This window comes from Bradyrhizobium denitrificans, from assembly GCF_013179005.1.
Lineage (GTDB): Bacteria > Pseudomonadota > Alphaproteobacteria > Rhizobiales > Xanthobacteraceae > Bradyrhizobium > Bradyrhizobium denitrificans.
In genome coordinates, this window is the sequence record NZ_JABFDP010000015.1 from 1 (window position 1) to 23,709 (window position 23,709).

The 23,709-nt window shown below is 63.5% G+C and carries 22 protein-coding genes and 2 pseudogenes; 8 read left to right on the forward strand and 16 right to left on the reverse strand.

Translation table 11 applies throughout. The features are described from left to right. Together HL671_RS17575 and HL671_RS17580 are read left to right on the forward strand one after the other, a co-directional pair. Positions 1-757, forward strand: a pseudogene (locus tag HL671_RS17575) (Ti-type conjugative transfer relaxase TraA); the annotation flags it as partial. 118 nt (positions 758-875) lie between these two features. After that, positions 876-1,064: pseudogene (locus HL671_RS17580) on the forward strand (helix-turn-helix transcriptional regulator); the annotation flags it as partial. A 268-nt stretch (positions 1,065-1,332) separates the two neighbouring features. On the opposite strand, the gene HL671_RS17585 reads toward HL671_RS17580, so the two are convergent. The 3 genes from HL671_RS17585 to HL671_RS39135 all read right to left on the reverse strand — a co-directional run bounded on the left by HL671_RS17585 (position 1,333) and on the right by HL671_RS39135 (position 3,765). Further along, on the reverse strand, positions 1,333-1,713 hold the full coding sequence (locus HL671_RS17585; RefSeq protein WP_172237137.1) for a hypothetical protein: 381 nt from the start codon (positions 1,711-1,713) through the stop codon (positions 1,333-1,335). A gap of 71 nt (positions 1,714-1,784) precedes the next feature. Next, positions 1,785-2,762, reverse strand: coding sequence for a COG3904 family protein (locus tag HL671_RS17590; protein WP_172237138.1), 978 nt, complete (start codon positions 2,760-2,762; stop codon positions 1,785-1,787). Between the two features lie 262 nt (positions 2,763-3,024). Continuing rightward, entirely contained in the window at positions 3,025-3,765 is a 741-nt protein-coding gene (locus HL671_RS39135) for a YunG family protein (protein ID WP_374050112.1), read from the reverse strand. Between the two features lie 542 nt (positions 3,766-4,307). Between HL671_RS39135 and HL671_RS17605 the strand changes: the two genes are divergently transcribed. From HL671_RS17605 to HL671_RS17620, 4 genes are all read left to right on the forward strand, one after another. After that, on the forward strand, positions 4,308-4,853 hold the full coding sequence (locus HL671_RS17605) for a hypothetical protein (protein WP_246579717.1): 546 nt from the start codon (positions 4,308-4,310) through the stop codon (positions 4,851-4,853). 470 nt (positions 4,854-5,323) lie between these two features. After that, positions 5,324-5,566 (forward strand): hypothetical protein, encoded by a 243-nt coding sequence (locus HL671_RS17610; RefSeq protein WP_172237141.1) that lies wholly within the window; start codon positions 5,324-5,326, stop codon positions 5,564-5,566. A gap of 17 nt (positions 5,567-5,583) precedes the next feature. Further along, complete coding sequence (locus HL671_RS17615; RefSeq protein ID WP_172237142.1) at positions 5,584-7,311, forward strand: recombinase family protein; 1,728 nt, start codon at positions 5,584-5,586, stop codon at positions 7,309-7,311. 336 nt (positions 7,312-7,647) lie between these two features. Beyond that, the gene (locus HL671_RS17620) at positions 7,648-8,406 is read left to right on the forward strand and encodes an amino acid ABC transporter ATP-binding protein (RefSeq protein ID WP_172237143.1); all 759 of its coding nucleotides are present in this window, start codon (positions 7,648-7,650) and stop codon (positions 8,404-8,406) included. Positions 8,407-8,606: 200 nt separating this feature from the next. Here the strand turns inward: HL671_RS17620 and HL671_RS17625 are convergent, their stop codons facing one another. The 5 genes from HL671_RS17625 to HL671_RS17645 are packed head-to-tail and all read right to left on the reverse strand — an operon-like array spanning position 8,607 to position 13,668. Then, positions 8,607-9,629 (reverse strand): aromatic ring-hydroxylating dioxygenase subunit alpha, encoded by a 1,023-nt coding sequence (locus tag HL671_RS17625; RefSeq protein WP_012041543.1) that lies wholly within the window; start codon positions 9,627-9,629, stop codon positions 8,607-8,609. Between the two features lie 15 nt (positions 9,630-9,644). Next, entirely contained in the window at positions 9,645-11,006 is a 1,362-nt protein-coding gene (locus HL671_RS17630) for an amidohydrolase family protein (RefSeq protein ID WP_012041544.1), read from the reverse strand. Next, positions 11,003-11,803: an ABC transporter permease gene (locus HL671_RS17635; protein ID WP_041750372.1), complete on the reverse strand. Its 801-nt coding sequence runs from the start codon at positions 11,801-11,803 to the stop codon at positions 11,003-11,005. Before HL671_RS17635 ends, HL671_RS17630 begins: the two co-directional genes overlap by 4 nt. Next, entirely contained in the window at positions 11,800-12,654 is an 855-nt protein-coding gene (locus tag HL671_RS17640; RefSeq protein ID WP_172237144.1) for an ABC transporter ATP-binding protein, read from the reverse strand. The genes HL671_RS17635 and HL671_RS17640 overlap by 4 nt, the downstream gene beginning before the upstream one ends. Before the next feature lie 9 nt (positions 12,655-12,663). After that, positions 12,664-13,668 (reverse strand): ABC transporter substrate-binding protein, encoded by a 1,005-nt coding sequence (locus HL671_RS17645; protein ID WP_063719752.1) that lies wholly within the window; start codon positions 13,666-13,668, stop codon positions 12,664-12,666. 227 nt (positions 13,669-13,895) lie between these two features. Here HL671_RS17645 and HL671_RS17650 point away from each other — a divergent pair, with 227 nt between their 5' ends. Continuing rightward, a complete protein-coding gene (locus HL671_RS17650) occupies positions 13,896-14,321 on the forward strand; it encodes a RidA family protein (RefSeq protein WP_244424366.1) in 426 nt (141 codons plus the stop codon). A 2-nt stretch (positions 14,322-14,323) separates the two neighbouring features. Here HL671_RS17650 and HL671_RS17655 read toward each other — a convergent pair whose 3' ends face one another. Genes HL671_RS17655 through HL671_RS17675 form a run of 5 tightly spaced genes read right to left on the reverse strand, consistent with a single transcriptional unit; the run spans position 14,324 to position 18,342 of the window. Beyond that, a complete protein-coding gene (locus HL671_RS17655; protein WP_172237145.1) occupies positions 14,324-14,908 on the reverse strand; it encodes an NAD(P)H-dependent oxidoreductase in 585 nt (194 codons plus the stop codon). Between the two features lie 3 nt (positions 14,909-14,911). Beyond that, the gene (locus tag HL671_RS17660) at positions 14,912-16,258 is read right to left on the reverse strand and encodes an FAD-binding oxidoreductase (RefSeq protein WP_012041550.1); all 1,347 of its coding nucleotides are present in this window, start codon (positions 16,256-16,258) and stop codon (positions 14,912-14,914) included. Between the two features lie 5 nt (positions 16,259-16,263). Further along, positions 16,264-17,088, reverse strand: a complete 825-nt coding sequence (locus HL671_RS17665) for a cysteine hydrolase family protein (RefSeq protein ID WP_012041551.1) — start codon at positions 17,086-17,088, stop codon at positions 16,264-16,266. After that, positions 17,088-17,510, reverse strand: coding sequence for a cupin domain-containing protein (locus HL671_RS17670; RefSeq protein ID WP_012041552.1), 423 nt, complete (start codon positions 17,508-17,510; stop codon positions 17,088-17,090). The genes HL671_RS17665 and HL671_RS17670 overlap by 1 nt, the downstream gene beginning before the upstream one ends. Before the next feature lie 19 nt (positions 17,511-17,529). After that, positions 17,530-18,342: a creatininase family protein gene (locus HL671_RS17675; protein ID WP_012041553.1), complete on the reverse strand. Its 813-nt coding sequence runs from the start codon at positions 18,340-18,342 to the stop codon at positions 17,530-17,532. Positions 18,343-18,497: 155 nt separating this feature from the next. Between HL671_RS17675 and HL671_RS17680 the strand changes: the two genes are divergently transcribed. Beyond that, positions 18,498-19,400 carry a LysR family transcriptional regulator gene (locus HL671_RS17680; RefSeq protein WP_172237146.1) on the forward strand — a complete coding sequence of 301 codons (903 nt, stop codon included), beginning with the start codon at positions 18,498-18,500 and terminating at the stop codon, positions 19,398-19,400. 37 nt (positions 19,401-19,437) lie between these two features. Here HL671_RS17680 and HL671_RS17685 read toward each other — a convergent pair whose 3' ends face one another. The 3 genes from HL671_RS17685 to HL671_RS17695 form a co-directional block, all read right to left on the reverse strand. Continuing rightward, complete coding sequence (locus HL671_RS17685; protein ID WP_172237147.1) at positions 19,438-20,055, reverse strand: cell envelope biogenesis protein TolA; 618 nt, start codon at positions 20,053-20,055, stop codon at positions 19,438-19,440. Between the two features lie 202 nt (positions 20,056-20,257). Beyond that, positions 20,258-21,370, reverse strand: coding sequence for a hypothetical protein (locus HL671_RS17690; RefSeq protein ID WP_172237148.1), 1,113 nt, complete (start codon positions 21,368-21,370; stop codon positions 20,258-20,260). Between the two features lie 243 nt (positions 21,371-21,613). Continuing rightward, positions 21,614-23,494 (reverse strand): alkaline phosphatase family protein, encoded by a 1,881-nt coding sequence (locus tag HL671_RS17695; RefSeq protein ID WP_012041557.1) that lies wholly within the window; start codon positions 23,492-23,494, stop codon positions 21,614-21,616. Between the last annotated feature and the right edge of the window lie 215 nt (positions 23,495-23,709).

Below are 23,709 nucleotides of genomic sequence, written 5' to 3' on the forward strand. Positions count from 1 at the left end.
GCGCGTGGCCGAGATCGTGCGCAAGGCCGTGCCGGAGAAGCCGCGCGGCATGTTCGACGGCCTTAGCGTTCCTGGAGGGGTGCTCGAGCGTGATGGCGGACGACGGCCCGAGCGGGGATCCCCCGAAAGAGAAAACAGCGGCACGGCAGCCGACCGGCGCGAAGCCGAAGTGCCGGCAAGGACCGTGGCGCAAGATCCCGAAGCGGAAGCCCGTCGCGTGCGGACCCGGGCGCTGGTGCGCCATGCTCGTGCCGTGGATGCGATCTTCGCGGCGCATGAGACGGGCGGCAGAGCGAGCCCCGAACAGGTCAAAGAGCTACAGACCGCCCGCCAGGCCTTCGAAAAGGTGCGCCCCTATGGCTCGCACGATGCCGAAGCCGCGTACAGGAAGAACCCGGAGCTGGCCCGAGAGGCCGCTGGCGGACGCCTCAACCGGGCCATCCGCGCGCTCCAGCTCGAGACCGAACTGCGCATCGATCCGAACCGCCGCGCCGCGCGCTTCGTGGAGCGCTGGCAGAAGCTCGAGCACACCAGCCAGCGACAATATCAGGCCGGCGACATGTCCGGCTACAGGACGACGCGCGCGGCGATGGGCGACATGGCCAAAGGCCTCGAACGCGATCCGCAACTGGAGTCCATCCTCGCCAGCCGCAGGAAAGACCTCGGCATCGCCTTCGAATCAGGTGGCCGGCTCGGCCAGCAATTGGCCCTCGCTCACGGCATCGGCTTTGGAAGAGACAGAGGCCTTGAACGTTGATCCGGCCTGTTTGCCGCCGTCTCTACGCTACAGCACGACAGGGTGAAAAACGCTCTTGCGCGCGCGCAACTGCTTGCTCTGTGTAGCTCAGGAGCAGTCAGCAGGAGGCAGCGCAGCCATGCGCGAACCAGACCGGATCGTCCGTCTGAAAACCGTTCTTGCCCGTACCGGCCTGTCCCGATCCACCATCTACCGCAAGATCGGCGAAGGCTCATTCCCGGCCCAACTCAGGATCAGCGTCAACGGCGCAGGCTGGCGGGAATCCGACATCAACCGCTGGATCGCCGATCCCGCGGCGTGGCGTCCGACATGTCTGTCCGTCGCCTGCACGGGCGATGTCCGCTCCGGGGGCCAACCGGAAGTAGTGCACGGCAGGACCGAAAAGCGAAATCTGACCCGAAGCTGAATCTTCGATCAAGTCAGCAGCGTCCCCTTCCAGCTCATTACGGACGTAGGCTGCTGATATTCGCGATCGAACCGGGCTGGATCACTATGTCCGGGTTACCTCCGGTCGCGTCAGCGCGGACATCCTGGGGCGGCAGCCATGGGCCAAGAGGGGGCAACGCGCTACAATACTAAAAGCGGCGATGGATCGGTGGCGGGGGATCGACGATGTTCCCCAATTCATCGACGATGAAATTAGGATCGGACGTTCGCTCAGAAAGTACATCCCAAGCAATCGTTTTAGTGAACTCGTCACAAAGCTGGTACTCTAACACTCGAAGCTTGTCTTTGGGACCGCTATAGATACGATCTTTCGTTAGTTCCCATCTGCCATCGTTACGCGGGCATCGGATTGTTGGGTCGATTGTTAAAGTCACGCAGTAGTATCTGCGACCCTCTTTCGGATTTGACACCTTGTCAGCTTGAAACTCCGCCACAAATTCGATTCCTCGCTCCAAACGGCGGGCTTGTGAAAAGATCAGACTATCGCGGTCCATAGACGGCTTTTCCATTTGCGCCAATCCTAGTACTCAGCGATCAGTCTTGCGGCGGCGCCATATGTCGCGAAGGGCCAATAGGCGACTCAGTGACCGTGAAACTGCCTCCATGCATCTTCGCGCAGCTTTGATAGGACTTTTGCATGACATTCGCCCTGTTGAATGTGCTTTTCCGAAAGCATGCGGTTCATCCGCTCTTCGCTCTCCGTTAGCACTTCCCTATGTCTCTTTTTCCCTTCGATGACTTTCTCGACGCTCTTTTCAATGTCCGTAAGGCTATTGCATTTCGCTTCAAGCCAGTCCCGAAGTTCAGGAATGTAACCCTCGAAATCCGATTCAAAGTCCTCATCATTGAGAAAGCGAACCTGCTCTTTCGGGGTGGAAAACATCAAATCCGCGTATTTCGCCAGAACGCCCATTTCTTTGAGATAGTCCCGAACGAGTGTTCGCATCTGTCCCGACGATGCGATGACTTGATTGCCGCTTAGCCTCTTTAGCTCAACGTCCGAAAAGTATGGCCTGTGAATGCCAAGTATAGGAGGATAGATTCCTCCTTCCCCTCCCTCCCTGTTGATGCCTGCGACAAATACGAAAAAGCACGCGCTCGCACACATGAAGTTGGATTTGGGATCCTTTAGGATAGCTTCCGCTTTCTGACGATATCGAGGGGGTAGGTCACTTGGGACACGCGTTTCCAAGCGCAGCTTTCGCACAAGGCGACCGATTTTCATCGCCTCAATCACATCACCACCCGGCGACGCAAGGTAAATCCCATCTGCGCAGGCCGGCATACCCTTAAATTCATAGCCGCAATTCACATCAATCAACTTTAGAAGCTTGTCATAGTCTCCCGCTTCAATCTTGCCTTCCAAGATTATGCTGGTACCGACTCGAAGAAGTTCCTCCGGTGTTGCGTCTCTGATTTCCGCACCGCTTGCCGGTGCGACGACAGCAGTGAGCCAAGCTGCTGCGAACAGACAAAAAATCAAGCTGCGCATTGCCGCTTCCAAAATAAATAGATTGCCGTGCGCGCCGCTCCAGCGGCCGAGGGTGGCTGCCGGCATACCCTGACCGACGCGGAGTGCCAGGTGACAATAGCACTCAACACGCCTCCTCGTAACTGCATGGGGTCCGGATTGGGTCACGAGCTGCCTTCCCGAATGAGCTAGCGTCACGGCCGGTGTACTCGGATGGTTGCCGACTTGATGCAGCGCCGCAAGTCGGCAGCCTCCAGGCCATTTACGGCCCGGTAGAGCGGCCCTGTCACGTCCGCAATTCGCCCAGAGCGGAAGTGGCAAGTGGTTTCGGGCGGCATAGCTCCGGAGCTTAATTCGACGCGATGGTCTGGCGCGTGAAGGCCGCCCTGAGCGCTGCAAGCTGCGTGCTCGTTGCGCCTCTCTCCGCCTCGGCTCGATCAGCCGGGATGTCTGAGTACGGGATTGGTTGGTCGAACTGGCCTTCAGTAAAATCGTATCGTACCCCTCCAATTCGATTGTAAAAGTGATCTCCTTGCACAAGGGGAGTTCTCAGTAATTCACCGCCAAATAGTTCATGGACGAGTAGCGAAGTGACATTGCACTGTCCGGCTGCCGGATTTTGCATGGTCCATTTGCTGGAGGTCGCCAACGACCACGACTTGCACAATTTTCCTTGAATAGCGTTAGAATCAAAAACCGAAGTCATTAGTTCGCTGGTTGGTATGACGCGGATGGATCGATTGGTAATCAGCTCTCCCCAAAGCCAGTTGTGATGCGCAATGACGACCGTCGCAGGCAAGTGAGGTCGGTCACTGAGCGTGTGACCGTCACTGACTGCGATCACGTCGTAACCATGAGAGACCGTTGAACGGACAGTCGCATCGACGCAAAGGTCCGTCGCCCATCCTATGACCACCACGCGGTTTGGACAGATGTGAGCCAAGAGGCTGGCGAGAGACGTCCCGACGTATGGGTCGTTCAACGTCTTATCGACGACGAGATCGGCATCACTTCGGATTAGGTCTGGAAGGAACTCCCAGCCGGGCGCGCCCGGTTCAAAGACGTCGCCTGCATTACCGCAATGCCTAATTCAGATTATCTGGCCTCCATCGTCCCGCACCTTCTTCGCCAGCAAATTGATGTGTTCGATCACACCTTGCAGATTATGCTTGGCGGGGCCTCGCAATAGCCCAACCTGCATGTCGACTACGATGAGAGTATCCACAAGCGATAGCCCTTATGATGATCGTCGAACGACTTGTAACAGGAGACAGGCTAGTTGTCAGCTTATGGCCGATCGGGACGAAATCCGCCTATGGCCTGCATGGAGTCTGAGGGAGTAGACCGGACCTGCCAGAGATCGGGCAAAGCCGTCGCGATCGACCCATCGCGACATATTGCGCTTCTGCACGAAGTCAGTCGCTATAGGGACAAAGCAGACATTGCTTTAGTCGCATTACGCAGCAGGGTTTATGGGTATACGGCCTGGCCGTGAGTGAAAACCGGATATCCATTGACGTAACGAATCGGCCGTGATTCGATTCGCGGCATTGGCCGCTACAGGCCAGGCAAGCGGCCCGCACAGGTGCTAGGAACACCTGCACGAGCCTAACCCTCAACATGGAGAGCACCATGTCTCAGGCTGATTCTGCTTATACCACGAGTCGTTTATTCTTTCCTGCCGGCCCGGCCGTTCGGCGCCGGCAGTTCGTCACCGGCGGTGCCGCCATCCTGGCCGGGGTCGTCGCCCCCTCGCGGGCTGACTGCGTTGGTGTTTCGACCGTGCCCGACCCGGTCCTCGATGCCATCGAGGGCCACCGCCGAGCCTTTGAGGAACTGGGGCGCCTGCTCGCCGAGCAGGATGCTGCCGAGCGCGAGCTGCGCCGTGCGCCTTGCAGTAGGCGGGCCGAGCTGGAGGCCAAGTTAAGTAACCTCTGCGAGGCAGAAGGCGCACTCGGTCGGGCTGAGATGAAGGCCTCGCGTCAACTCGCCGGCACCGTACCTGGAAGCCTCAAAGGAGCGGCCGCGGCGTTAAAGTATGTGCGCGAGTGTTACGAAGCTCGCCAGTACCCTCTTTACGAGGAGGATGGCTACCGGTTGCTGCTGCTCTCAACTGAACACGCGATTTGCGCCGCCGTTGGTCTCGCTACTCCGAATCGTGGTGTTGATCCTCGATAACGATTGCGCGCCTTCCTACGAGCGGGATGTGGAAACGAAGGCTGGTCGAATCGCTCGGGCGCCGCCAGACGAAAGCGGTGCGAAAGGATATCTCCGACCCACGACCATCGTGCCACATCTCAGCTCCACAAAAGGCCGAAGAATCGACGTGAAGGCGATCCGGGTGCGCTTAGACGTGACGCAGGAAGAGTTCGCAGCTCGCTTCGGATTCAGCGCTCAATACGCTTGCTATTCGGAGCAAGGCCGCGACAGCCGGGAGGACGGACACGCGTTGATCTTCTCGCGATCGAGCGCGCCCCGAAGGCAGTGCAGAAGGCTTTGCAGGCTGTGATGCGTTCGCAATCTACGCCAAAACGGCCGTTCGCAAGTATCTGCGCGCTCCCGTACGATGGCAGGATCTTTGCTCTTCTCTTCCTGAATTCGTCGCCGCTTGATGCTCGTTTGACTTCACCAATCGGGCGAGCGACGGCATGGCAGATGACACAGAACTGGAGCTGGACGACATCAGACTGGCCAACGACAATCAAGGTCCGGAGGATGGAACGAGCAAGGCGGATAACAAGACGCGGCGACAGTTGGAGCAGGTGACGTTGACCATTGCCCGGCTGATCGGACGCCGGATTGCGCGGAAACAGTTCGCGGCGCTTAGCGCCGCCAATGACAACAGGCCTCAAGCCGCGAACGATGCGGAGGACGAGGCCGGCAAGGATTAGACAGAACGGAGACCGTCATGCCTCGCGTTGCGCTTTACGCCCGCTACTCGTCCGACAATCAGAGCGAAAGCTCGATCGAGGATCAGTTCCGCCTCTGCCGAGAGCACGCCAAGCGCGAGCGATGGAAGGTCACGAGCACCTATCACGACGCCGCCATTTCGGGCGCGAGCATGATCCTGCGGCCCGGCATCCAGTTGTTGTTGCAGGATGCGCAACGCGGTCTGTTCGATGTCGTTTTGGGCGAGGCGCTAGACCGGATTTCTCGTGACCAGGCGGACGTCGCCACGCTGTTCAAGCATCTGCGCTTCGCGGGCGTCTCCATCGTCACCCTGGCCGAAGGCGAGATCAGCGAGCTTCACGTTGGCCTCAAGGGCACTATGAATGCCCTGTTCCTCAAGGACCTCGCCCTGAAGACTCATCGTGGTTTGCGCGGCCGAGTGGAGAAGGGCAAGGCCGGCGGTGGCCTCTGCTACGGCTACAACGTCATGAAGGGGCTCGACGCCAACGGTGAGCCGATCCGGGGCGATCGCGAGATCATCCTGGAGGAAGCGAGGATTGTCCGACGCATCTTCCGCGCCTTTGCCGCCGGCAAAAGCCCGAAGGCCATCGCGGTCGAACTGAACAAGGACGGCATTCCCGGCCCGCTCGGCCGGGCCTGGGGCGACACCAGCATCCGAGGCCATGTCTCGCGCGGCACCGGCATCCTCAACAACGAACTCTATGCCGGAGTCCTGGTCTGGAACAGGCAGCGTTTCGTCAAGGATCCGGCGACCGGCAAGCGCGTGTCACGGCCGAACCCGGAAAGCCAGTGGATCAGGACCGAGGTGCCGCATCTCAGGATCGTGGACGATGAGCTGTGGCAGGCCGCGCGGTCGCGGCAGCAGCAAATCTCGGCCCTCTTTGGCCCCAACCCGGCCAATACGCGGGAGGGCAGGGCCAAGCGGCTGCACCTCGCCAACCGGCCCGCCTCCCTCCTTTCCGGCCTTCTCACCTGCGGATGCTGCGGCGGCAGGATCGGCATCCTGACGCCTAATCGTTATGGCTGCCTCAACCATCATCGTCGCGGGACTTGCGCCAACAACCGCACCATCATGCGCGAGAAGATCGAGGCGCGGGTGTTGGCGGGACTGAAGGATCGTCTCGTCTCCTCCGAGGCGGTCGCAGAAGCGGTGCGTGCCTATGCCGAAGAGATGAACCGCCTCAACCACGACCGGCGGGCACAGGCGGAAACAGACCACCGTGCGCTTCAGAAGATCGAGCGGGCGCTTGCCAGCATCATGGCGGCAATCGAGGATGGTCTCTACCAGCCGTCGATGAAGGCGCGGATGGATGAACTTGAACGGCAGAAGGCGGAGATCACAGCGCGCCTGTCACAGGCTGCCGCCGACGTTCCCGACATGCATCCCAACATCGCCAATGTCTATCGCAAGAACGTGGCCCGGTTCACCGAGGCGCTCACCGATCCGGATGGCGGGCGCGAGGCAGCCGAGGCGCTGCGCTCGCTCATCGGCGAGATCGTACTCAAACCCGGCAAGAAGCGTGGCGAGGTCCATGCTGAGCTGCGTGGCGAGCTGATGGGTATCCTTGAATTCTCGAATGCGCTGGAAAATCAAAGAACGAGCCTTGTTATGCCGGCAGTGGCTGCACGTCCCCGCAACCAACGACACTCCCGTAGCCGACTCGGCTGCGGGAGTTTTCGTTTGTGCCCAGCGCGAGAACTGCCATCTTCTGCGGCGGAGTCATAACCTCTGCGGACACCGGCTCGCTCAGCGTGAATGCCTCCCGCACGGCTGCGTCCAGTTGAACGCCCGCGGATGATGTCCTCGACCTCAGCGATCAGCACGATCCGTGTCTCTCCATTTGGAACTGGTCACTGCCAGCTCATCGTCGCTACTCATTAGCAGCCGACATCGAAGACGAGGTCGGCGCGCCGGCACGACCGGCATGCAAATCGACCGTCATCGCCAGTGATGCCGATCGCGCGTCCGTGGTCGTCGCGAATGACGCCCTGCCCCATCGTCGAGACAGCGGAAACGCCGAGCCGCTCGGCGGCTCATCAACAAAAGGCACAAGGAGAAAGGGTGAAGAAGTCGTTCGGCGCGGTCAGCGTGCTCAAGGACATTTCGCTCAGCGTGCCGCGTGGCGGCGTGGTCGCGCTGATCGGTCCGAGCGGGTCCGGCAAGTCAACCTTGCTGAGATGCCTCAATCTGCTGACGATCCCGGACAGCGGCGTCATCCGGGTGGATCAGCGCATGATGGATTTCACCAACGGCCACAAGCTGCCGGCCGACAAGGAGCTCGCGGCCTTCCGCGCCCGCACCGGCATGGTGTTCCAGAACTTCAACCTGTTCCCGCATATGTCCGCCGTCCAGAACGTGATGGAGGGGCCGGTCACGGTGCAGAAGGTCGAGCGCGGGGCGGCGCGCGAGGCCGCGCTCAAGCTGCTGGAGAAGGTCGGGTTGAAGGACAAGGCCGATGTCGCGCCGGACAAGCTGTCCGGTGGCCAGAAGCAGCGCGTGGCGATCGCGCGCGCTTTGGCGATGAAGCCGGAGGTGATGCTGTTCGACGAGGCGACCTCCGCGCTCGATCCGGAGCTGGCCGGCGAGGTCCTGGCGGTGGTCCGCCAGCTCGCCGCTGAAGGCATGACCATGGTGCTCGTGACCCACGAGATGGCGTTCGCGCGCGAGGTCGCCGATACTGTCGTGTTCATGCGCGACGGCGTCGTCGTGGAGGAGGGGCCGGCCGCGCAGGTCATCGATGCGCCGCGTCAGCCGGCGACGCTAACCTTCCTCAGCCACTTCCACAGCAGCGGCCGGGCGACGGCAGCCGTGAGCCCATGACCTGACGACCGGCGACAGGATCGAATGATGACCCCCGGCCTGGCGCTGCGTTGCGGGTTGCGGTGATCGGCGCCGGATGGTCGTCCGGCTTGCGGTCGCTCCGTCGCGCGTGATCGCAGTCATCGACGACCCAAGCAAGCACAGCGGTTCTTGGCTGCGCTTCGCCGCCGAGCGGGCCCGCCGAGCAGGCGGTCTGATGGTCACGCCGCGCCGGCGGGAATCTCGTCTTCATCGTGGGCGCGCAGCAGGTCCAGCAGCCGCTTGCGCATGATCATGCCGGGACGGTCCGAGGGCATGTGCATCTCGATCTTCCGGCTCATGTCGACGATCGCGTCGGGATCGGTCGATTCCAGCATCTCGCGATCCTCGGCGATGATCGCCGCATCCCAGTCGATCAGCTCCTGCGTCGAGCAGTCCGCCTCGGTGTCGTTGCGGAACAGCAGCTGCACCACCTGGATGCGGCCGTCCGCGATCGGTGTCGCGCAATTGAAGATGATGTGGCGAATGCCGGACGGATACTCCATGTCGAGCCGCCGGCAGAACGGCATGAACCATTTGTTGCGCTGATGGCGCTTCGTGACCGGCTCGGTCGTCCCGGTGATCCGCGCCGCGTTGGGCGGGTTGCGGACGGTGATGATCGTCTCGGCATCGAAACCCTCCTCGGTCTCGACGATCTCGTATTTCTCCGGCTTCGGCTGGCTGATGTCGCCGAACGTGCTCTTGTGCACGAAGGCAAAGTGGGCGTTGTCGAACGAATTCTCCATCAGCCGTAGCGCGGCGGTGTTCCAAGTGTCGTAGAATTGGTGGATGCGGCGGTAGCCGGGCTTGCCGTCCTCCGGGATGTCGGGGATGTCGCTGAGCGGCTCGTCCAGCGCGACCCAGACATAGCCGTAGCGCTGGCGCGCCCGGAACGCGCGCGCCCGCGCCTCGGGGATCGGCTGCTCGAACGGAAATTGCGGCACCATCACCAGCTTGCCGTCGCGGTCATATTCCCAGCCGTGATAGCCGCAGACCACGTGGCCATTGTTGCACCAGCCCTTCGACAGCCTGGCGGTGCGATGGCAGCAGCGGTCCTCGAGCGCGGCGGGCTCGCCCTTGTCGTCGAGGAACAGCACGATCGGCTGTCCCAGAAGGGTGAAGGGCTTGGGACCGTCCTTGAGATGGTCCATCGGCATGATCGCATACCAGAACCGGCGAAGCACGGGCTGCTTGGTGCTGAGCATGATGATCCCTCCGGGTTAGGCCGCCAGACGCGTCACGACGCGCGCGGCATCGGCTTTGAGCTTCTGCATGTCGAGGCCGGGAATCGCTCCGTTCTCGACGACGGTGCGGCCGCCGATCAGGAGATAGCGGATGTCGGCCGATCCGGCGCAGGTCACCGGCGCGATCATCGGATCGTGCATGCCGAAGTGCCGCGGCTGGTCGAGCTTGAAGATCGCGATATCGGCCTGCTGGCCGGGCGCGAGCGTCCCGATCGAGGGCATGCCGAGCACGCGCGCGCCGCCGGCGGTCGCCCAGTGCACGACGTCCTCGGCGGTCAACGCATGCGCTCCCTTGAGCGCGCGATGGGTGTGCCAGCAGCTATGCATCTCGCTCAGCATGTCCGCTGATTCGTTCGAGGCCGCGCCGTCGACGCCGAGCGACACCGCGCCGCCGAGCCGCGCCATGGCATCGGCCGGGGCGATCCCGGAGCCAAGCCGGCAATTGGACTGCGGACAATGCGCCATGCCGGTCCCGGTGCTGGCGAGAATGCCGACCTCTTCCGCGTCGAGATGCACGAGATGCGCAAACCAGACGTCGTCGCCGAGCCAGTCATGCTCGGCGAGCCAGTGCACCGGGCGCTTGCCGTGCACCGACAGGCAGAACTCGACATAGTCCGCGGTCTCGGACAGATGGCTGTGCAGCCGCAGCTTCATCCGCCGTGCGGCGGCGATCACCTCGCGCAGCTCACCCGGATCGAGCGACCAGGTCGGCGTGGTCGGCGCCACCGCCACCCGCGTCAGGCTCCCGGGCGAGGCGTCGTGGAAGCGCTGGGCGCAGGCTTCCACCGACTGCAGCATGCGGTCCAGCGACTGCACCGGCATCGGCGGAAACTCGTCGGTATCGAAGTTGCGGCCGATGGTGGCGCCGCCGCGGCAGAACACCAGGCGGATCCCAAGGCTGCGGGCGATATCGAAAATCACCTGTGCGGGGTCGAACCGGTAGCTGTCGCTGAACAGATAATGGTGATCGGCGACCGTCGTCGTGCCCGACAGCAGCAGCTCGGCCAGCGCAATGCGCGCTGCGACCGCCAGCGCCTCTTCGTCGATGCCCGACCAGTGCCGGTACGGCACCGAGCGCAGCCAGCCGGCCAGCGGCAGGTTGATGCCGGCACGCACGCCCTTCAGCACGCTCTGGAACATGTGGTGATGGGTCGACACCAGGCCGGGATAGATGACGCAGCCGGTGGCATCGAGCCGCGGCTCGTCGGGCTCGGCGTGCAAGGCCCCCATCTCCGCAATGACGCCGTCGCGGATGCGGATCGCGCCCGTCGTCCGCATGGCATCGCCGGGGCGTCCGGTAAAAATGCCGGCCGCGTTCTCGATCAACATCGTGGTCATGTCTCGGCGCCGATCTCGCTCTCGTGCCAGCTCGACAGCGCCAGCCGCGACACCGCCACCATGATCGCGAACAACGCGACGCCGGTCAGCGTGATCAGGAAGAGCGCCGCGAACATACGGGGAATGTCCAATGTGAAGCCGGCGTCGAGGATCTCATAGGCCAGTCCCGACGAGCGTCCGCCGGTGCCGGCGACGAACTCGGCCACGACCGCGCCGATCAGCGCGAGGCCGCTGGAGATGCGCAGGCCGCCGAAGAAGTAGGGCAGCGCGCCGGGGATGCGCAGCTTGATGAGCGTCTTCAGCCGGCTCGCCCGGTTCATGCGGAAGTAGTTGGCGAGGCCCGGATCGACGCTGCGCAGGCCGAGCGTGGTGTTGGAGATGATCGGAAACAGCGCGACCAGCGTCGCGCAGATCGTGAGCGAGAGCTGGGTGTTCTTGACCAGGATGATGATCAGCGGCGCAATCGCCACCACCGGCGTCACCTGCAGCAGCACTGCATAGGGAAACAGGCTGATCTCGATGGCCCGGCTCTGCACGAACATGAAGGCGATCAGCGTACCGAGCAGCACGGCGGCTGCAAAGGCCTGCAGCGTGATGCGCAGGGTCACCAGCAGCGCGCGGAGCAGGGCCGGGCCATGCTGCATAAAGCTCGCGACGATGTCGCTCGGTTTCGGGAACAGGTACACCGGCACGGCTGCAAGGCGAAAGCCGATCTCCCAGAGCCCGACCATGACGATGCCGACGCCGAGCGGCGCGGCGATGCGGATAAAGGCTTCGGACTGCAACAGCGGCCTCACGCGGCGCCTCCCGTTCGCTGCGGCAGCGAGGCCTCGGCGAGCCAGGCCGACAGCTCGCGGCAATAGGCGGCGAATTGCGGGCTGTCGCGAAAGCCCACATCGCGCGGCTGGGCCGCGTCGATCGTCATGGTGCGGAAGATCCGGCCTGGATTGGCGGCCATGACGATGATCCGGGTCGAGAGAAACACGGCTTCATAGATCGAATGCGTCACGAACACCGTGGTCAGCCGGCGCTCCCACCACAGCCGGACCAGATCGTCGTCGAGCCGGTTGCGGGTGAACTCGTCGAGCGCGCCGAAGGGTTCGTCCATCAGCAGCAGGTTCGGCTCCGTCACCAGCGCCCGTGCGATCGACACCCGCATCTTCATGCCGCCGGAGAGCTGCCTGGGATAGTGCCGGCTGAACGCTGACAGGCCGACCCGCGCCAGCGCATCGGCGACGCGCGGCGCGGCGTCGCGCTTGCCGACGCCGGCGAGTTCGAGCGGGAGACGCACATTGGCGTCAGCCCGCGCCCAGGGCATCAAAGTGGGCTCCTGGAATACGAAGGCGAGCCGCCGGCCGTCCTGCCCCACCCGGTCCTGTCCACCGCGCCACCAGAGCAGCCGGCCGTCCGACGGCTCGATCAGATTGGCGATCAGCTTGAGAAGCGTGCTCTTGCCGCAACCGGACGGGCCGATCAGCGTGAGGAACTCGCCGTCGGCGATGGTCAGGTCGATCGGCGCCAGCCCGCGCGCGCCGTTCTGGAACACCTTCTCCGCCGACAGCACCTCGACGACAGGAGCGCGGCCCGCGGGCTCGCGCGCGTGATCGGCCTTGTCCTCGAAACGATCGCCTGGGGGCAGCGCGTTCATGGGCTCCGTTCACTTCACGCCGATCTTGAGATCCTTGACGAAGCGATCGTCGAACGCCTTCTGCCACTCGGTCTTGGCGTCGAGCAGCTCGCCGGCGACCAGGAAGTCGTAGATCTGCTTGTAGCGGTCGGCGGTGATGATGCCGATGCCGAGCTTGGCCGCATCGCCGCCGTCGACGGCCTTGGTCTCCTTGAGCTTCTCCAGCGCGAAGGCGATCTGGCCGTCGGTCATCTTGGGATTGTCGGCCTTGATAAGACCGTTGCCGGGTGCGGGGGTCTCCATGTAGTCGCGCCAGCCCTCGAGCGAGGCCTTGACGAAGCGCGCGACCACATCCGGCTTCTCGGCGATCATCTTTTCCGTCGTGACGATGGTGGATCCGTAGGGCGGATAGCCGCCGTCCGCGAACAGGAAAAACTTCACTTTCTCGTTCTGCTGCAGCGCCTGGTAGGGCTCCGAGGAGAGATAGCCCTGCTGGGCGATCGTCTTGTCGGCGAAGAACGGCTGCAGGTTGAACGTGTAGGGCCGGATCTGATCGTCGGTATAGCCATATTTGGCGCGCAGCCAGGGCCAGAACGTCACGCGCGACGAACCGGCGATCAGGACCGGTCGTCCCTTGAGGGCGGCGAGATCGGCGACGTCGTCATGCGCCATGATGCCCTGAAGGTCGAACTGGAAGGACGACGCCACGGTGACCAGCGGCAGCTTCTGCTCCCGTCCCTTCAGCACCTGGATGTCATATCCCATGATGAAGTCGGCATCGCCCGCAAGCAGCAGTTGCGTGCCGTTCACCTGCGGCCCGCCCGTCTTGATGGTGACGTCCAGCCCGGCCTTCTCATAGAGGCCCGTGGCCTTGGCCTGATAGAAGCCGCCATGCTCGGCCTGGGCAAACCACGAGGTGAGAAAGGTGACCTTGTCGGCGGCCGATGCTGGGGAGAGCACGTAGCTCCCGATCAACGCAGCCCCCAGCAGTTGAGAAAGAGCTTTCCTGACCATCGCTTTCATGACCTTCGCCATCGACCTCATTCCAGCCGCTTCGGCTGCAGGCCAAGTCCGTGGCCGTCGCGCCCTGCAATCCAGAATGCACAGGCCCACTGTCACCTCAAAGCATTTTGATTCGAGCAATCCGTTGCCTTCGCGGCAACGCCGACTTCTTGAGCAAAGAGTGCGAGCGCAAGCAGCAGTCGCGCTGTAATGAGGCCAATAATGCGGCGTGACGGCGGTCCTGCGCGTGAACTAACATCATGCATCGTCTGCTGCCCAAGCCTGTCATCATGACCCGTCGCGCGCTGTCTCCGCCAAGCATCCATCCGCCATTCGCGCGCTACAGCCACGGGATTGCTGTTCCGGCTGGTCACCGCCTGGTGGTCACCTCGGGGCAGCTCGGCATCACGGCCGACGGCGTGATCCCGCCGGACGCCGAGGCGCAGGCGGACCTCTGCTTTGCCGCCATCGCGGCGATCCTCGCCGAGGACGGCCTCTCGCTTGCTGATATTGTGCGTCTCAACGCCTACGTCACCGGACGGGAGCACATGCAGGGCTACATGCGTGCGCGCGACCGCCATGTCGGCGATACGCCACCGGCCTCGACCTTGGTGATCGTGTCGGGCTTTACGCGGCCGGAATTCGTGGTGGAGATCGAGGCGATCGCGGCGGCGCCCGCGCCATAAGTTCAGAACGCGCGCATCGCTTGTCCGACGGTCGCCAGAAAGCGCGCGCGCTGATCGGCGGTGGCCATGTTCATGTGGTAGAGCGCGTGGTAGCGCACGCGGGTTCGCCTGGCCGTGAACCAGGGCAGATAACGCGTGACGATCTTGCGCGGCGGATCGGCCATCGCGATGGCCTGCCAGCGCGGCCGGCCATAGGTGCTGATGCCCGAGACGCAGCGGATGTTGTGCAGCATCGGTTTCGCATGGGCCGGATCCGACAGATCGAGCGCGATGCCGGGGCCGAACATGCGGTCGAACCAGCCCTTCAACATGGCCGGTGGCCCGAATGACCAGGTCGGAAACTGAACGATCAGGCCTTCCGCGGCAGCCAGGCGGTCCGCATAGGTCGCGTTGTTGCGGCGGTTGCGCGCCGGATCGTGGTAGACGCGCCGCCGTTCCGCGGTCAGGACCGGATCGAAGCCTTCGGCATAGAGGTCGAGCAGATCGACATCGTGCCCGGTGTCGGCCAGCGCCGCCAGCGCCTCCGTCCGGATCGCGGCATGGAAGCTGTCGGCGAGGGGATGGCAATAGACATAGAGCACGCGCATCGGTCAGGCCCCGTCGGGGACGAAGCTGCGCATCTTGCCGGGATTGAGCAGCCCAAGCGGATCGACCTCGCGCTTGAAGCCGAACTGATCGGCATCGGCGCGCTTGTAGCGGCTGCCGTCCTCGATCGTGAACACATGAGGATTGGCAATCGAGACGCCGCGCGCCTCGTGCATTCGGATGATCTCGTTCAACCGCTCCGGATCGCGATAGCGCACCACCGGCAGGCCGCTGCAGGTCACGCGGCCGCCGAAGCGGATGAACTCGAGATGCGGCAGCACCTCGTCGGGAAACAGCTGACGGATTTCGGCAACCTTCTCCAGCAGACGATCAGGCGGATAAAGCGACTGCAGATAGGTCACGCTGCGATCGGCCTTCAGGACCTGCAAGGTCGTGTGGTTCCAGCTGTATTCGTAGAGCGGCACCTGGCCCGGGCCGTCATCGGTCGGCGTCTCCAGCGTGATGCTGCCGCGGCCATTCAGCAGCGCCTTGAAGCTTTCGAGGCTGGGTTCGGCCACCATCGCCATCACGATGCTCTTGCCGTCCGGGCAATGCGGCCGCAGCGCGCCGAAATAGGTCGGCAATGGTGCAGCCACGGCGGAGATCAGCTTCTTGACGACGCCATCGGCCAGCGCCGCCTCCTGGCCGAACGCCGCAGCCTCCGCGAAGTCGTCAAAGGCTACGACGATGTCGATCCAGGTCCATGCCGGTGCGAGCGGCATTTCCAGTGCGGTGATGATGCCGGTCGTGCCATAGGCACGATTGATCTTCTGCGCCGCATCGCCGCGCAATTCGATCACCCGCGGCTCTTCTTCGATCGTGACGACACGCGCGGCCAGGATGTTGCCGGGCTCGCGCAGGCCGCCATAGGTGACCGAGCCGATGCCGCCGGAGCCGCCGGCAACGAAGCCCCCGATCGTGGCCGTTCGCTTGGTGGAGGGATGCATGCGAAGCTCGAAGCCGTGCGGTGCGAGCTCGGCGTCGATGACGTTCAGCTTGGCACCCGCCGCGACCCGGATCGCGCCCGGCCGGACCCATTCGATGCGATCGAGCGCCGTGATGTCGAGCAGCACGCCGCCGCGAAGCGGCACGGCCTGGCCATAATTTCCAGTCCCGCCGGCGCGCACCGTCAGCGGCACGCGATGGCGGGCGCAGGCCGCCGCGATGCGGATGATCTCGGCCTCGTTGCGCGGCGACACCAGAATGTCCGCCGATTTGTCGCTCAGCAGCTCGTTGAGAATCGGGCTGTACCAGAAGAAATCGCGTGAACGGCGGCGCACGATCCGTGCATCCGTGATCGTCGGGATGTCGTCGAGATCGGCCAGCAGGCGGCCCAGGGTGTCCGGTGACATCGTGTTCACGTGGCCTCCCGCCGATCCGGCGCGAGGCCAGCGAGCGCGACGCCGATCGCTGGAGAGTCGACGACGAAGCCGAAGCACTGCTGCACGTTGTAGAGCGTGGCGGCCATGCAATAGGATGGCGATGTTGTGGCGGTGCAGTCGGCAATCAGGAGACAGTCGTAGCCGCGGAAATTGGCGTCTTGGAGCGTGCACAGCACGCATTGGTCGGCATTGACGCCGGCGAACAGCAGCGTCGTGACGCCGAGATTGCGCAGGATGCTGTCGAGCTCGGTATCCTGGAAGCCCGACATCCGGTACTTCGCGACGTGGATATCGGAGGCGGCCGGCGCCAGCTCATCGACGATTCCGGCCGACCAGCTGCCGTGCTCCAGGACATGCGCGCCTGACCCCGGGAGCGGGTCGCCGAGGCCGGTGCCGACGCCGCTCGGCTTGTAGACATGCAGCAGTGCCGGACTGAGGTTGAGGCGATCCGGCCGGTTGCCCCAGTTGAGCCAGATCACCGGCACGCGCTGGTTGCGCAGGACCGGCAGCAGCCGTTGGAGCGGGGCGATGGGGGCCCGCGCGGATGTCACATCGACGCCGATCGATGCCAGCCAGCCCTCGGGATGGCAGAAGTCGTTCTGCATGTCGATCACGATGATCGCGCTCCGCGCGAGATCGAAGCGCACGCTCTTGCTCCGCGTTTCGACCGCGATGGGCAGCGCCGGCAGCCGCGGACGAACCAGATCGGCATGCGCCTGCGACACCATCCAGCGATTGGATGCGCTCGTTCCGAGCGGATGCAGGCCGGCTTCCTCGCCTGCGTCTGTCCGGACCGCCATCAGCCGGCGCCCTGCAGCACGCGGAGATCGTCCGTCTCGATCTCGACCGGTTCGCCATTCCGGATGAGCTCGGCGAACCCCTCGTTCGGCGTCATGACCGTGAGCGTATACAGCTTGCCCGCCCCGGTGTTCTCGATCACGTGCTCGGATCCGGGATGCAGCAGCAGCGAATCACCCTTCTTGATCGGCAGCGTCTTGTCATCGCAGCGGGCAATGCCCTCGCCGTGCAACACGTGGAAGAACTCATGCGCCGTGGCATGGACGTTCGGCGGCGTGGCGCCTCCCGGCCGGAAGATCTCGATCACGAAGATATTGGCGATGCGGTCGCTCGCGCCGTCGAACAGCATGACGAAGTAGTTGGTGTCCTTCGGAGAAATGCGAAACGCCTTGGCTTGTGACAGCTGAACTGCGCTGAACGCCATGCATCACCTCTTGCGCTGATCATTGTGAGCGGTGGCCGGCCACGATCCGCGACAGCGGATAGCGGCTGATATCGTCGACCAGCGCGACCAGCCGTGGAGCCGCGCGCTCGACCACGGCGCGGCCAAGCTCGGCGCTGGCCGCACGCGCATCGCCGCAGACCCCGGCCGGATGCAGGTCCTGGGCCTGCCAGCCGAAGCGTGCGGCGGCCTCCGGACCAAGCAGCGCGAACTCCTGCTCGATGGCCGCGGCAGCCGAGATGAAGGTCTCGGCGCGGTCCATTCGCACGTCATCGGGCGCCAGATGGAGCATGGCGCTGGTCTCGATCTGCCCGCCATGAATGCCGAGCCTGATCTCGTCTGCTGCGAACAGGTCGCTGATGTCGATCAGCTGCCACCATGTCGTGTTGACCGCGAGCATGCCGAGCTTCACCCGCAGATCGCGGCAGATGATGTCGAGCAGCTGCGGCTGGCCGCCATGGGAGTTGAAGAATAGGATCTTGCGGACCCCGGCCCGGTGAACGGATTCGGCGATCTCGTACCAGACCCGCCCCAGCGTCTCATGGGACAGCGTCAGCGTCCCGGGAAAGGCGAGATGCTCGTCGGACTTGCCGTAAGGCAGCGGCGGCAGCACCAGTGCGGCGCTGTGCGGCGGCATCAGCTCCAGGGCGCGCGACAGGATGCCCGCATTGATGGCGGCGTCGACCTTCACCGGGAGATGCGGCCCATGCTGCTCGATCGCGCCGACCGGCAGGATGGCCACGGTCCGCTCGGTATCGAGCGCGCCGAACTCCGTGGTCGAAAGGTCCCACCAAAAGCGTGACGTCGCAGCCATCGTCCCGTCGCGTCTGCCGTCCGGGCCCCAATGCCCGCAGGTGTCTTGATCTTGCATGTGCGACCGGCGCTTCAAAGCACCAAGATTCGGCAACCCTGTTGCCTTTTGAGCAACGTGACGCCAACCTCCGGGCCAGCGTCTCGCGGACCCCGGCCATGCTTCACAGCCGTTTGCTGAACTATATCGACGAAGTCGCCCGTACCGGGTCGATCCGCAAGGCGGCAAACCGCCTGAACGTCGCTGCTTCCGCGATCAGTCGCCAGATCCTCGCGCTGGAGATGCAACTCGGGACGCCCATTTTTCAACGGTTGCCGAAGAAGCTGATCCTGACCGCAGCCGGCGAGATCCTGATCGGACATGTCCGCCAGACCTTGAAGGAATTGACCCGGGCGCAAGCCAAGATCGAGGAGCTCAAGGGCCTGCGTCGCGGCGAGATCACCGTCGCGATGATGAGCGGTCTCGCGTCGAATCTGGTGCCGGGCACGGTCAGGGAATTCCGCATGGCCAATCCACGCGTGAAGCTGAGCCTCACGCTCTACAACACTGGCGCAGAGATCCAGTCGGCGGTCGCGAACGGCGAAGCCGATCTCGGCATCGGTTTCGACTTCGCCAAGGATGCCAATCTCAAGCTGCTCGGACGGGCGGTCGCGAAACTCGGCGGCGTCATGGCTCCCGATCATCCACTGGCCAAGCGCGCCAGCATCCGGCTGAGCGATTGCATCGATTACCCGATTGTCATCGCCGATCAGAGCAGCGCGATCCGGCCTTATCTCGACGCGGCATTCTCCCGCGCCGCGCTCGACCTGCACCCCATCATCGAAACCAACTCGATCGAGATCATGCGCCAGGCGGCGATCCTGAACAATGGCATCACGTTCCTGACGCCGTTCGACATCGACTTCGAGCGGCGCGCGGGCCGGCTGGTCTATGTCGCCATTCGCGAACTGGCCGACGACGCTCAAGCCCTGATGTTGATCGGACACAAGCGCGGCACCAGCGCGATCGCAAGCGTGCTCGCCGAGATACTCAAGGCCATGATGCAGGAGGCTGTGAGCTAGCCAAGGCGCGCGCCCGCGAGGGCTCATGGATTATCTTCTAGCTACGGCTGGCCCGGCGCAAGGCGGCTTGAAGACGGTCCTTGACATCTTGCCAGCGCCGTTCCTCAGCCTGTGCGCGCTGTTCGATCCGCGCCCGGTCCGCCGCGATCTCGGATGCGATGGACTCGTGCTCCTTCTGGGCGCGTTCGAGTGCGGCCTCGGCGGCTGCGACGGCCTTTTGCTGGTGCTCGCGCTGCTTGGCTGCGGCGGCTTGTTGCTTCTGCCGCTCTTTCTCGCGCCGGCGCTGCTCCTTCTGGTCAGTCCGCGCGGCCTTGCGGGCGGACTTGTCGTCGACCGGCTGCGCAGTGGAGGTTTTCTGTGGCTTGCGCTTGGCCGGCGCTTCTGTCCTGCGCGGCAGGTCCAGCATGTCGGGCGAAGGCAGGCGCGCGTGCTCCTGGAAAGGCTCCGTCGTCCCGACCGGTCGCTGCAGCACGACGCCCGGTTTTGCCATCGTCGCGGCGATCACCTGGGGATCCCCGATTTCCTTCGCAAAGCCCTGGTGGAAGAGATTGCTGCGCGCGCCCCAGGCTTCCAGCGCGGCCTTCATCGAGGGGGCGGCGACGGCCAGGTCGAAGAACCCTTGCGAGGTCTGGTATGTCTTCAGCTTGCGCGGCATGTCCCATGCTAGTCGGTCATGGCGCCATTTGCTACTTGGCGGCCGGAGCGTACCACGCGTGCCGGGATGGTTCCCCGATCAGGATCCGGGCCGTTGACCATGGCCGCCGCGTAGCGAACGCCTCGGCCAGCGGGACTAACGGCCGTCTCTCTGCGCCGCATCAAGTCGCCCAGCCAGGCTGGGCGACTTGAAGTGTCGTGGGTCAGTAGCGGGTCGGCGCCGGCACCGCGGTCCGGTTGGCCGGAACGGTGACGGGCTGGTAGGAGAACACGTCGCGGCTGCGCGGATCGACGGTGACCTTGAGCCAACGGACGTCGTTGTTGCCGTTGCCCTGATTGTCGCCGAAGGTCTCGACGCGAACGAAGTTCTCGAGCCGCTGACCCGCGCTGTTGAGGAACGGCTGGTCGATGCGGAAGTAATGCGAGTCGCCATGGACATAGGCCACCGGCTTGCGGAACGCTTCGACCTCGGTGCGCAACGCGGTCAGGAAGCTCGCGAAGCCGTCGGGCTGGCCGTCGGTCTCGGCGAGGGTCTTCGGATCGCGCAACGGCGCGCGCGTGGAGTCGGACAGATCCCAGCCGGGATCGGCCTGGGAAATGAGCATCACGGCAGCCGAATGGCGCTTCTTGGCTTCCGCGAAGGTCTGCTGCATCCAGAGAATGACGGCCGCATTGCGTGCGTTGTACTCGTCCGGATCGGGATTCGTGTCGCAGAGATTGTTGCAGGAGCCCTGCACGTTGAGCGTCGCATAGGTCACGCGTCCGACCGTCCAGCGGCGATTCTCGACACAGCCGACCTTGGTGCCGTTGGCACCGAGGCACAGCGCATCGGTCTGCACCTCCTGGCGCAGCCTGCGCTGACCGAGCGAGAACGGGGTCGAGAAGAACACCTTGCGCTCATAGTCGAGCCGCTCGCGCGAGTTGAAGCCGCCATTGGACGGTCGATCGCAATCGACCCAGTCGTTGTCGCCCGGCGTAAACATCGCCGGCGCTTCCAGGCTGTTCAAGAAAGCGAGCGCTTGAGCGTAGAGGCCGGCGTCACAGGCTGAATTCGAGCCCTGCTTGAGATCGCCGTCGTGAACGGTGAATTTCAGCCGGTGCGCGTTCATGTCGGCGATCAGGTTCGGTACGCCCACCGTGGCCTGCAGCGTGGAATAGGGCAGGTCGCCCCAAAGCCCGATCGTATAGCTGTCGTCGTCGTCGCGCTCGTGGTCATGCGCGAAGCTCGGCGCTGCGGCGAACGCGAGCAGCGAGACCGCCGCAGACAGCGTGAGCAGTTCTTGAAAAGCGGAGTTGAATGATGATCGAAATGACATTCGGCAAGATCCCCCAAGACCTCGGTTACATCGTGCCGCTTGTGTGCAAGCAGCCCCGCAACGATGCGGAGCGTCGTTAACGGGGACGTGACAATCGGCTGACAATCAACTGACGGATCCATGATGGCGCCGGCGCATGGCGTCGGGGATTCTCGATCGTGCGCACGACGCAAAACCCGCCGCATCATCTGCGGCGGGCTCCTGCTTGTCGGAATAGAATTGGACGCTGATGGGGCCGAACAATCAGCGGTCGTCGTCGCGATCGTCGCGGTCATCGCGATCGTGGTGGTGCCAATGGCCGTGGTGGTGATGATCACCATCTTCGTCGGCGAAGACGAACAGATTCATCAGGTCGCCGATGGCCGGACGGTTCACCGGAACATAGCGATGATCGTCGCGGTCATGGATCGGGTTCGGCAGCCGGTCACGGCTGACGGCCGAAATGGTGGGCAGCCGCCAATTCCGCTCGATGAACTTCAGCAGCGAAACGTGATCGTAGTAGGTATGGTCGACATGCCCTTTCTTGGCGAGCGGCGAGACCAGGATGAAGGGAATGCGGGTGCCGTCGCCGAGGAAGTCCACCGGCTGAATATAGCCCGAATCGTAATATCCGCCGCCTTCGTCGGTGGTGATGAAGATCGCGGTCTTGGCCCAGAGCTGCGGGTTGGCCTTGACGCGGTTGATCAGGGCTTCCAGGAACTTCTCATAGAGGTCCGTGGTCGAATCCGCGGGATGACCTGCGAGCGCCTCGAACGGACGCACGAACGACACCGCCGGCAGGGTGTTGTTCTGGATGTCCTTCACGAAGGCGCCGTAGTTCTGCAGCTTGGCTTCCTCGGACGGCGTCTTCATGATCTTGTTGAAGCCGGTGAGGGGATCGCAAATGCCGCAATAGGAGTGGAACAGCAGCGGCACGCCATCGACGCTCTTGGCGAAGGTGGTGGCGTCGTCACCACGGTCGGCACTGTAGTACTTCCAGGACACGCCCTTCGCAGTCATCACGTCGGCAATGGTCGGCGCGCTCTGCGGCGGCAGCACGAACTTGTCCGAGCCGAGTGCGTTCGGCTTGGCGCTCGTCTGATTCCAGTACATGCTGTAATTGTTGACCAGGTAATAATGGTTCGGCGCGCAATTGTTGTGATAGACGCCGTTCTTGAACAGCTGCTCATTGATGGCGGCAACGCCCGGCGCGCTCGGGTCGGAGCAGTTGACGTAGGAGCCACCGCTGTAGCCGTCCTGCTTGTAGTAGTTGTTGGTCCCCGAAACCGGATCCGGATTCTCGATCTGGTTGGCATAGGGCACCGCAGGCGCGCCGTTCAGCGTCTCGGGATTGGTGAAGAACGCCGCGTGTCCGGTCACCAGCGCCTGGAAGTTGGCGCCGGTGCCGCCCATGATGGCCTGGTGATAATTGTCGCTGATCGCATATTCGTCGGCGAGCTGCTTGAAGAACGGCGCGTCACCGGGCTGGGCCTTGCCCGAGGCGTCGGTGAACGGGTTCATGTTGTAGAAGCCCATGGAAATCGCGCCTTCCATCGGGTTGAAGCCGCCCGCCGGATAGGGCTTGCCGTTCGAACCGGTGCCGATGGTCTGCTCGACCCACACGAACTTGTCGTGCTTGCCACCATCGACGTCCTGCCACATCTGGAAAAAGCGGTGCACCGGATCTCCGGTGTAGGCGGCGTAGGGGACGTATTTCGAGATCTGGTACGGTCCGTTGGGGAGATTGGCCGGGAAGCGCGTATCGAGCACGTTCTGCGGCAGGCCGATTCCATAGGTCGTGTAGGGCTGCGGCAATGTCGCGTAGGCGCCGGTGGAGGCCGTCTCGGCGGTGTAACGCACCTCGTCGCGGCCGATGCGCTGTTCGGCCTTCTTGAAGTGCCGGCCCGGGGAGCCGTCCTCGTTCACGATGCCTTTGCTGAGCAGATTATCGATGCTCTGTCCGGACTTCGGCTTGTAGGTGCCGAACAGATTGTCAAAGGTATGGTTCTCGCCGACGATGATGATGACGTGCTCGATCGGCGTGGTGGTCGCCGGTCCGGCGAAGGCGGGCGCGATGCTGGTTGCGGTGAAGACGGCGGTGGTCGCAAGCGCAAGCGCCTTCGACCGCGTGACTGTTCTGGTCATGAAAATCTCCGGGCGGAGTGGGGTGCTGGCACGCGCGCCATGTGGTGAGCGGCCTGCGACGATTTATCGCGGCAACAAATTGCAACGAGGTGTCGGTCGTGATGCGGTTTTGTGAAATGTCCAGAAATGCTGGGCATCGCCGCGATGCGAGCTTGTCGATCCGCGCGACGAGCTTCGTGCGAGCCGGATCGAACGTCAGCGTGAACCGGACGTCG

What these genes read in the sequence shown, in the direction of transcription:
- HL671_RS17585 (WP_172237137.1), bottom strand. Translation starts at nt 1,713, where the DNA reads ATGGAAAAGCCGTCTATGGACCGCGATAGTCTGATCTTTTCACAAGCC.
- HL671_RS17590 (WP_172237138.1), bottom strand. Translation starts at nt 2,762, where the DNA reads ATGCCGGCAGCCACCCTCGGCCGCTGGAGCGGCGCGCACGGCAATCTA.
- HL671_RS17605 (WP_246579717.1), top strand. Translation starts at nt 4,308, where the DNA reads ATGTCTCAGGCTGATTCTGCTTATACCACGAGTCGTTTATTCTTTCCT.
- HL671_RS17610 (WP_172237141.1), top strand. Translation starts at nt 5,324, where the DNA reads ATGGCAGATGACACAGAACTGGAGCTGGACGACATCAGACTGGCCAAC.
- HL671_RS17615 (WP_172237142.1), top strand. Translation starts at nt 5,584, where the DNA reads ATGCCTCGCGTTGCGCTTTACGCCCGCTACTCGTCCGACAATCAGAGC.
- HL671_RS17625 (WP_012041543.1), bottom strand. Translation starts at nt 9,629, where the DNA reads ATGCTCAGCACCAAGCAGCCCGTGCTTCGCCGGTTCTGGTATGCGATC.
- HL671_RS17630 (WP_012041544.1), bottom strand. Translation starts at nt 11,006, where the DNA reads ATGACCACGATGTTGATCGAGAACGCGGCCGGCATTTTTACCGGACGC.
- HL671_RS17640 (WP_172237144.1), bottom strand. Translation starts at nt 12,654, where the DNA reads ATGAACGCGCTGCCCCCAGGCGATCGTTTCGAGGACAAGGCCGATCAC.
- HL671_RS17645 (WP_063719752.1), bottom strand. Translation starts at nt 13,668, where the DNA reads ATGGCGAAGGTCATGAAAGCGATGGTCAGGAAAGCTCTTTCTCAACTG.
- HL671_RS17650 (WP_244424366.1), top strand. Translation starts at nt 13,896, where the DNA reads ATGCATCGTCTGCTGCCCAAGCCTGTCATCATGACCCGTCGCGCGCTG.
- HL671_RS17655 (WP_172237145.1), bottom strand. Translation starts at nt 14,908, where the DNA reads ATGCGCGTGCTCTATGTCTATTGCCATCCCCTCGCCGACAGCTTCCAT.
- HL671_RS17660 (WP_012041550.1), bottom strand. Translation starts at nt 16,258, where the DNA reads ATGTCACCGGACACCCTGGGCCGCCTGCTGGCCGATCTCGACGACATC.
- HL671_RS17665 (WP_012041551.1), bottom strand. Translation starts at nt 17,088, where the DNA reads ATGGCGGTCCGGACAGACGCAGGCGAGGAAGCCGGCCTGCATCCGCTC.
- HL671_RS17670 (WP_012041552.1), bottom strand. Translation starts at nt 17,510, where the DNA reads ATGGCGTTCAGCGCAGTTCAGCTGTCACAAGCCAAGGCGTTTCGCATT.
- HL671_RS17675 (WP_012041553.1), bottom strand. Translation starts at nt 18,342, where the DNA reads ATGGCTGCGACGTCACGCTTTTGGTGGGACCTTTCGACCACGGAGTTC.
- HL671_RS17680 (WP_172237146.1), top strand. Translation starts at nt 18,498, where the DNA reads ATGCTTCACAGCCGTTTGCTGAACTATATCGACGAAGTCGCCCGTACC.
- HL671_RS17685 (WP_172237147.1), bottom strand. Translation starts at nt 20,055, where the DNA reads ATGCCGCGCAAGCTGAAGACATACCAGACCTCGCAAGGGTTCTTCGAC.
- HL671_RS17690 (WP_172237148.1), bottom strand. Translation starts at nt 21,370, where the DNA reads ATGTCATTTCGATCATCATTCAACTCCGCTTTTCAAGAACTGCTCACG.
- HL671_RS17695 (WP_012041557.1), bottom strand. Translation starts at nt 23,494, where the DNA reads ATGACCAGAACAGTCACGCGGTCGAAGGCGCTTGCGCTTGCGACCACC.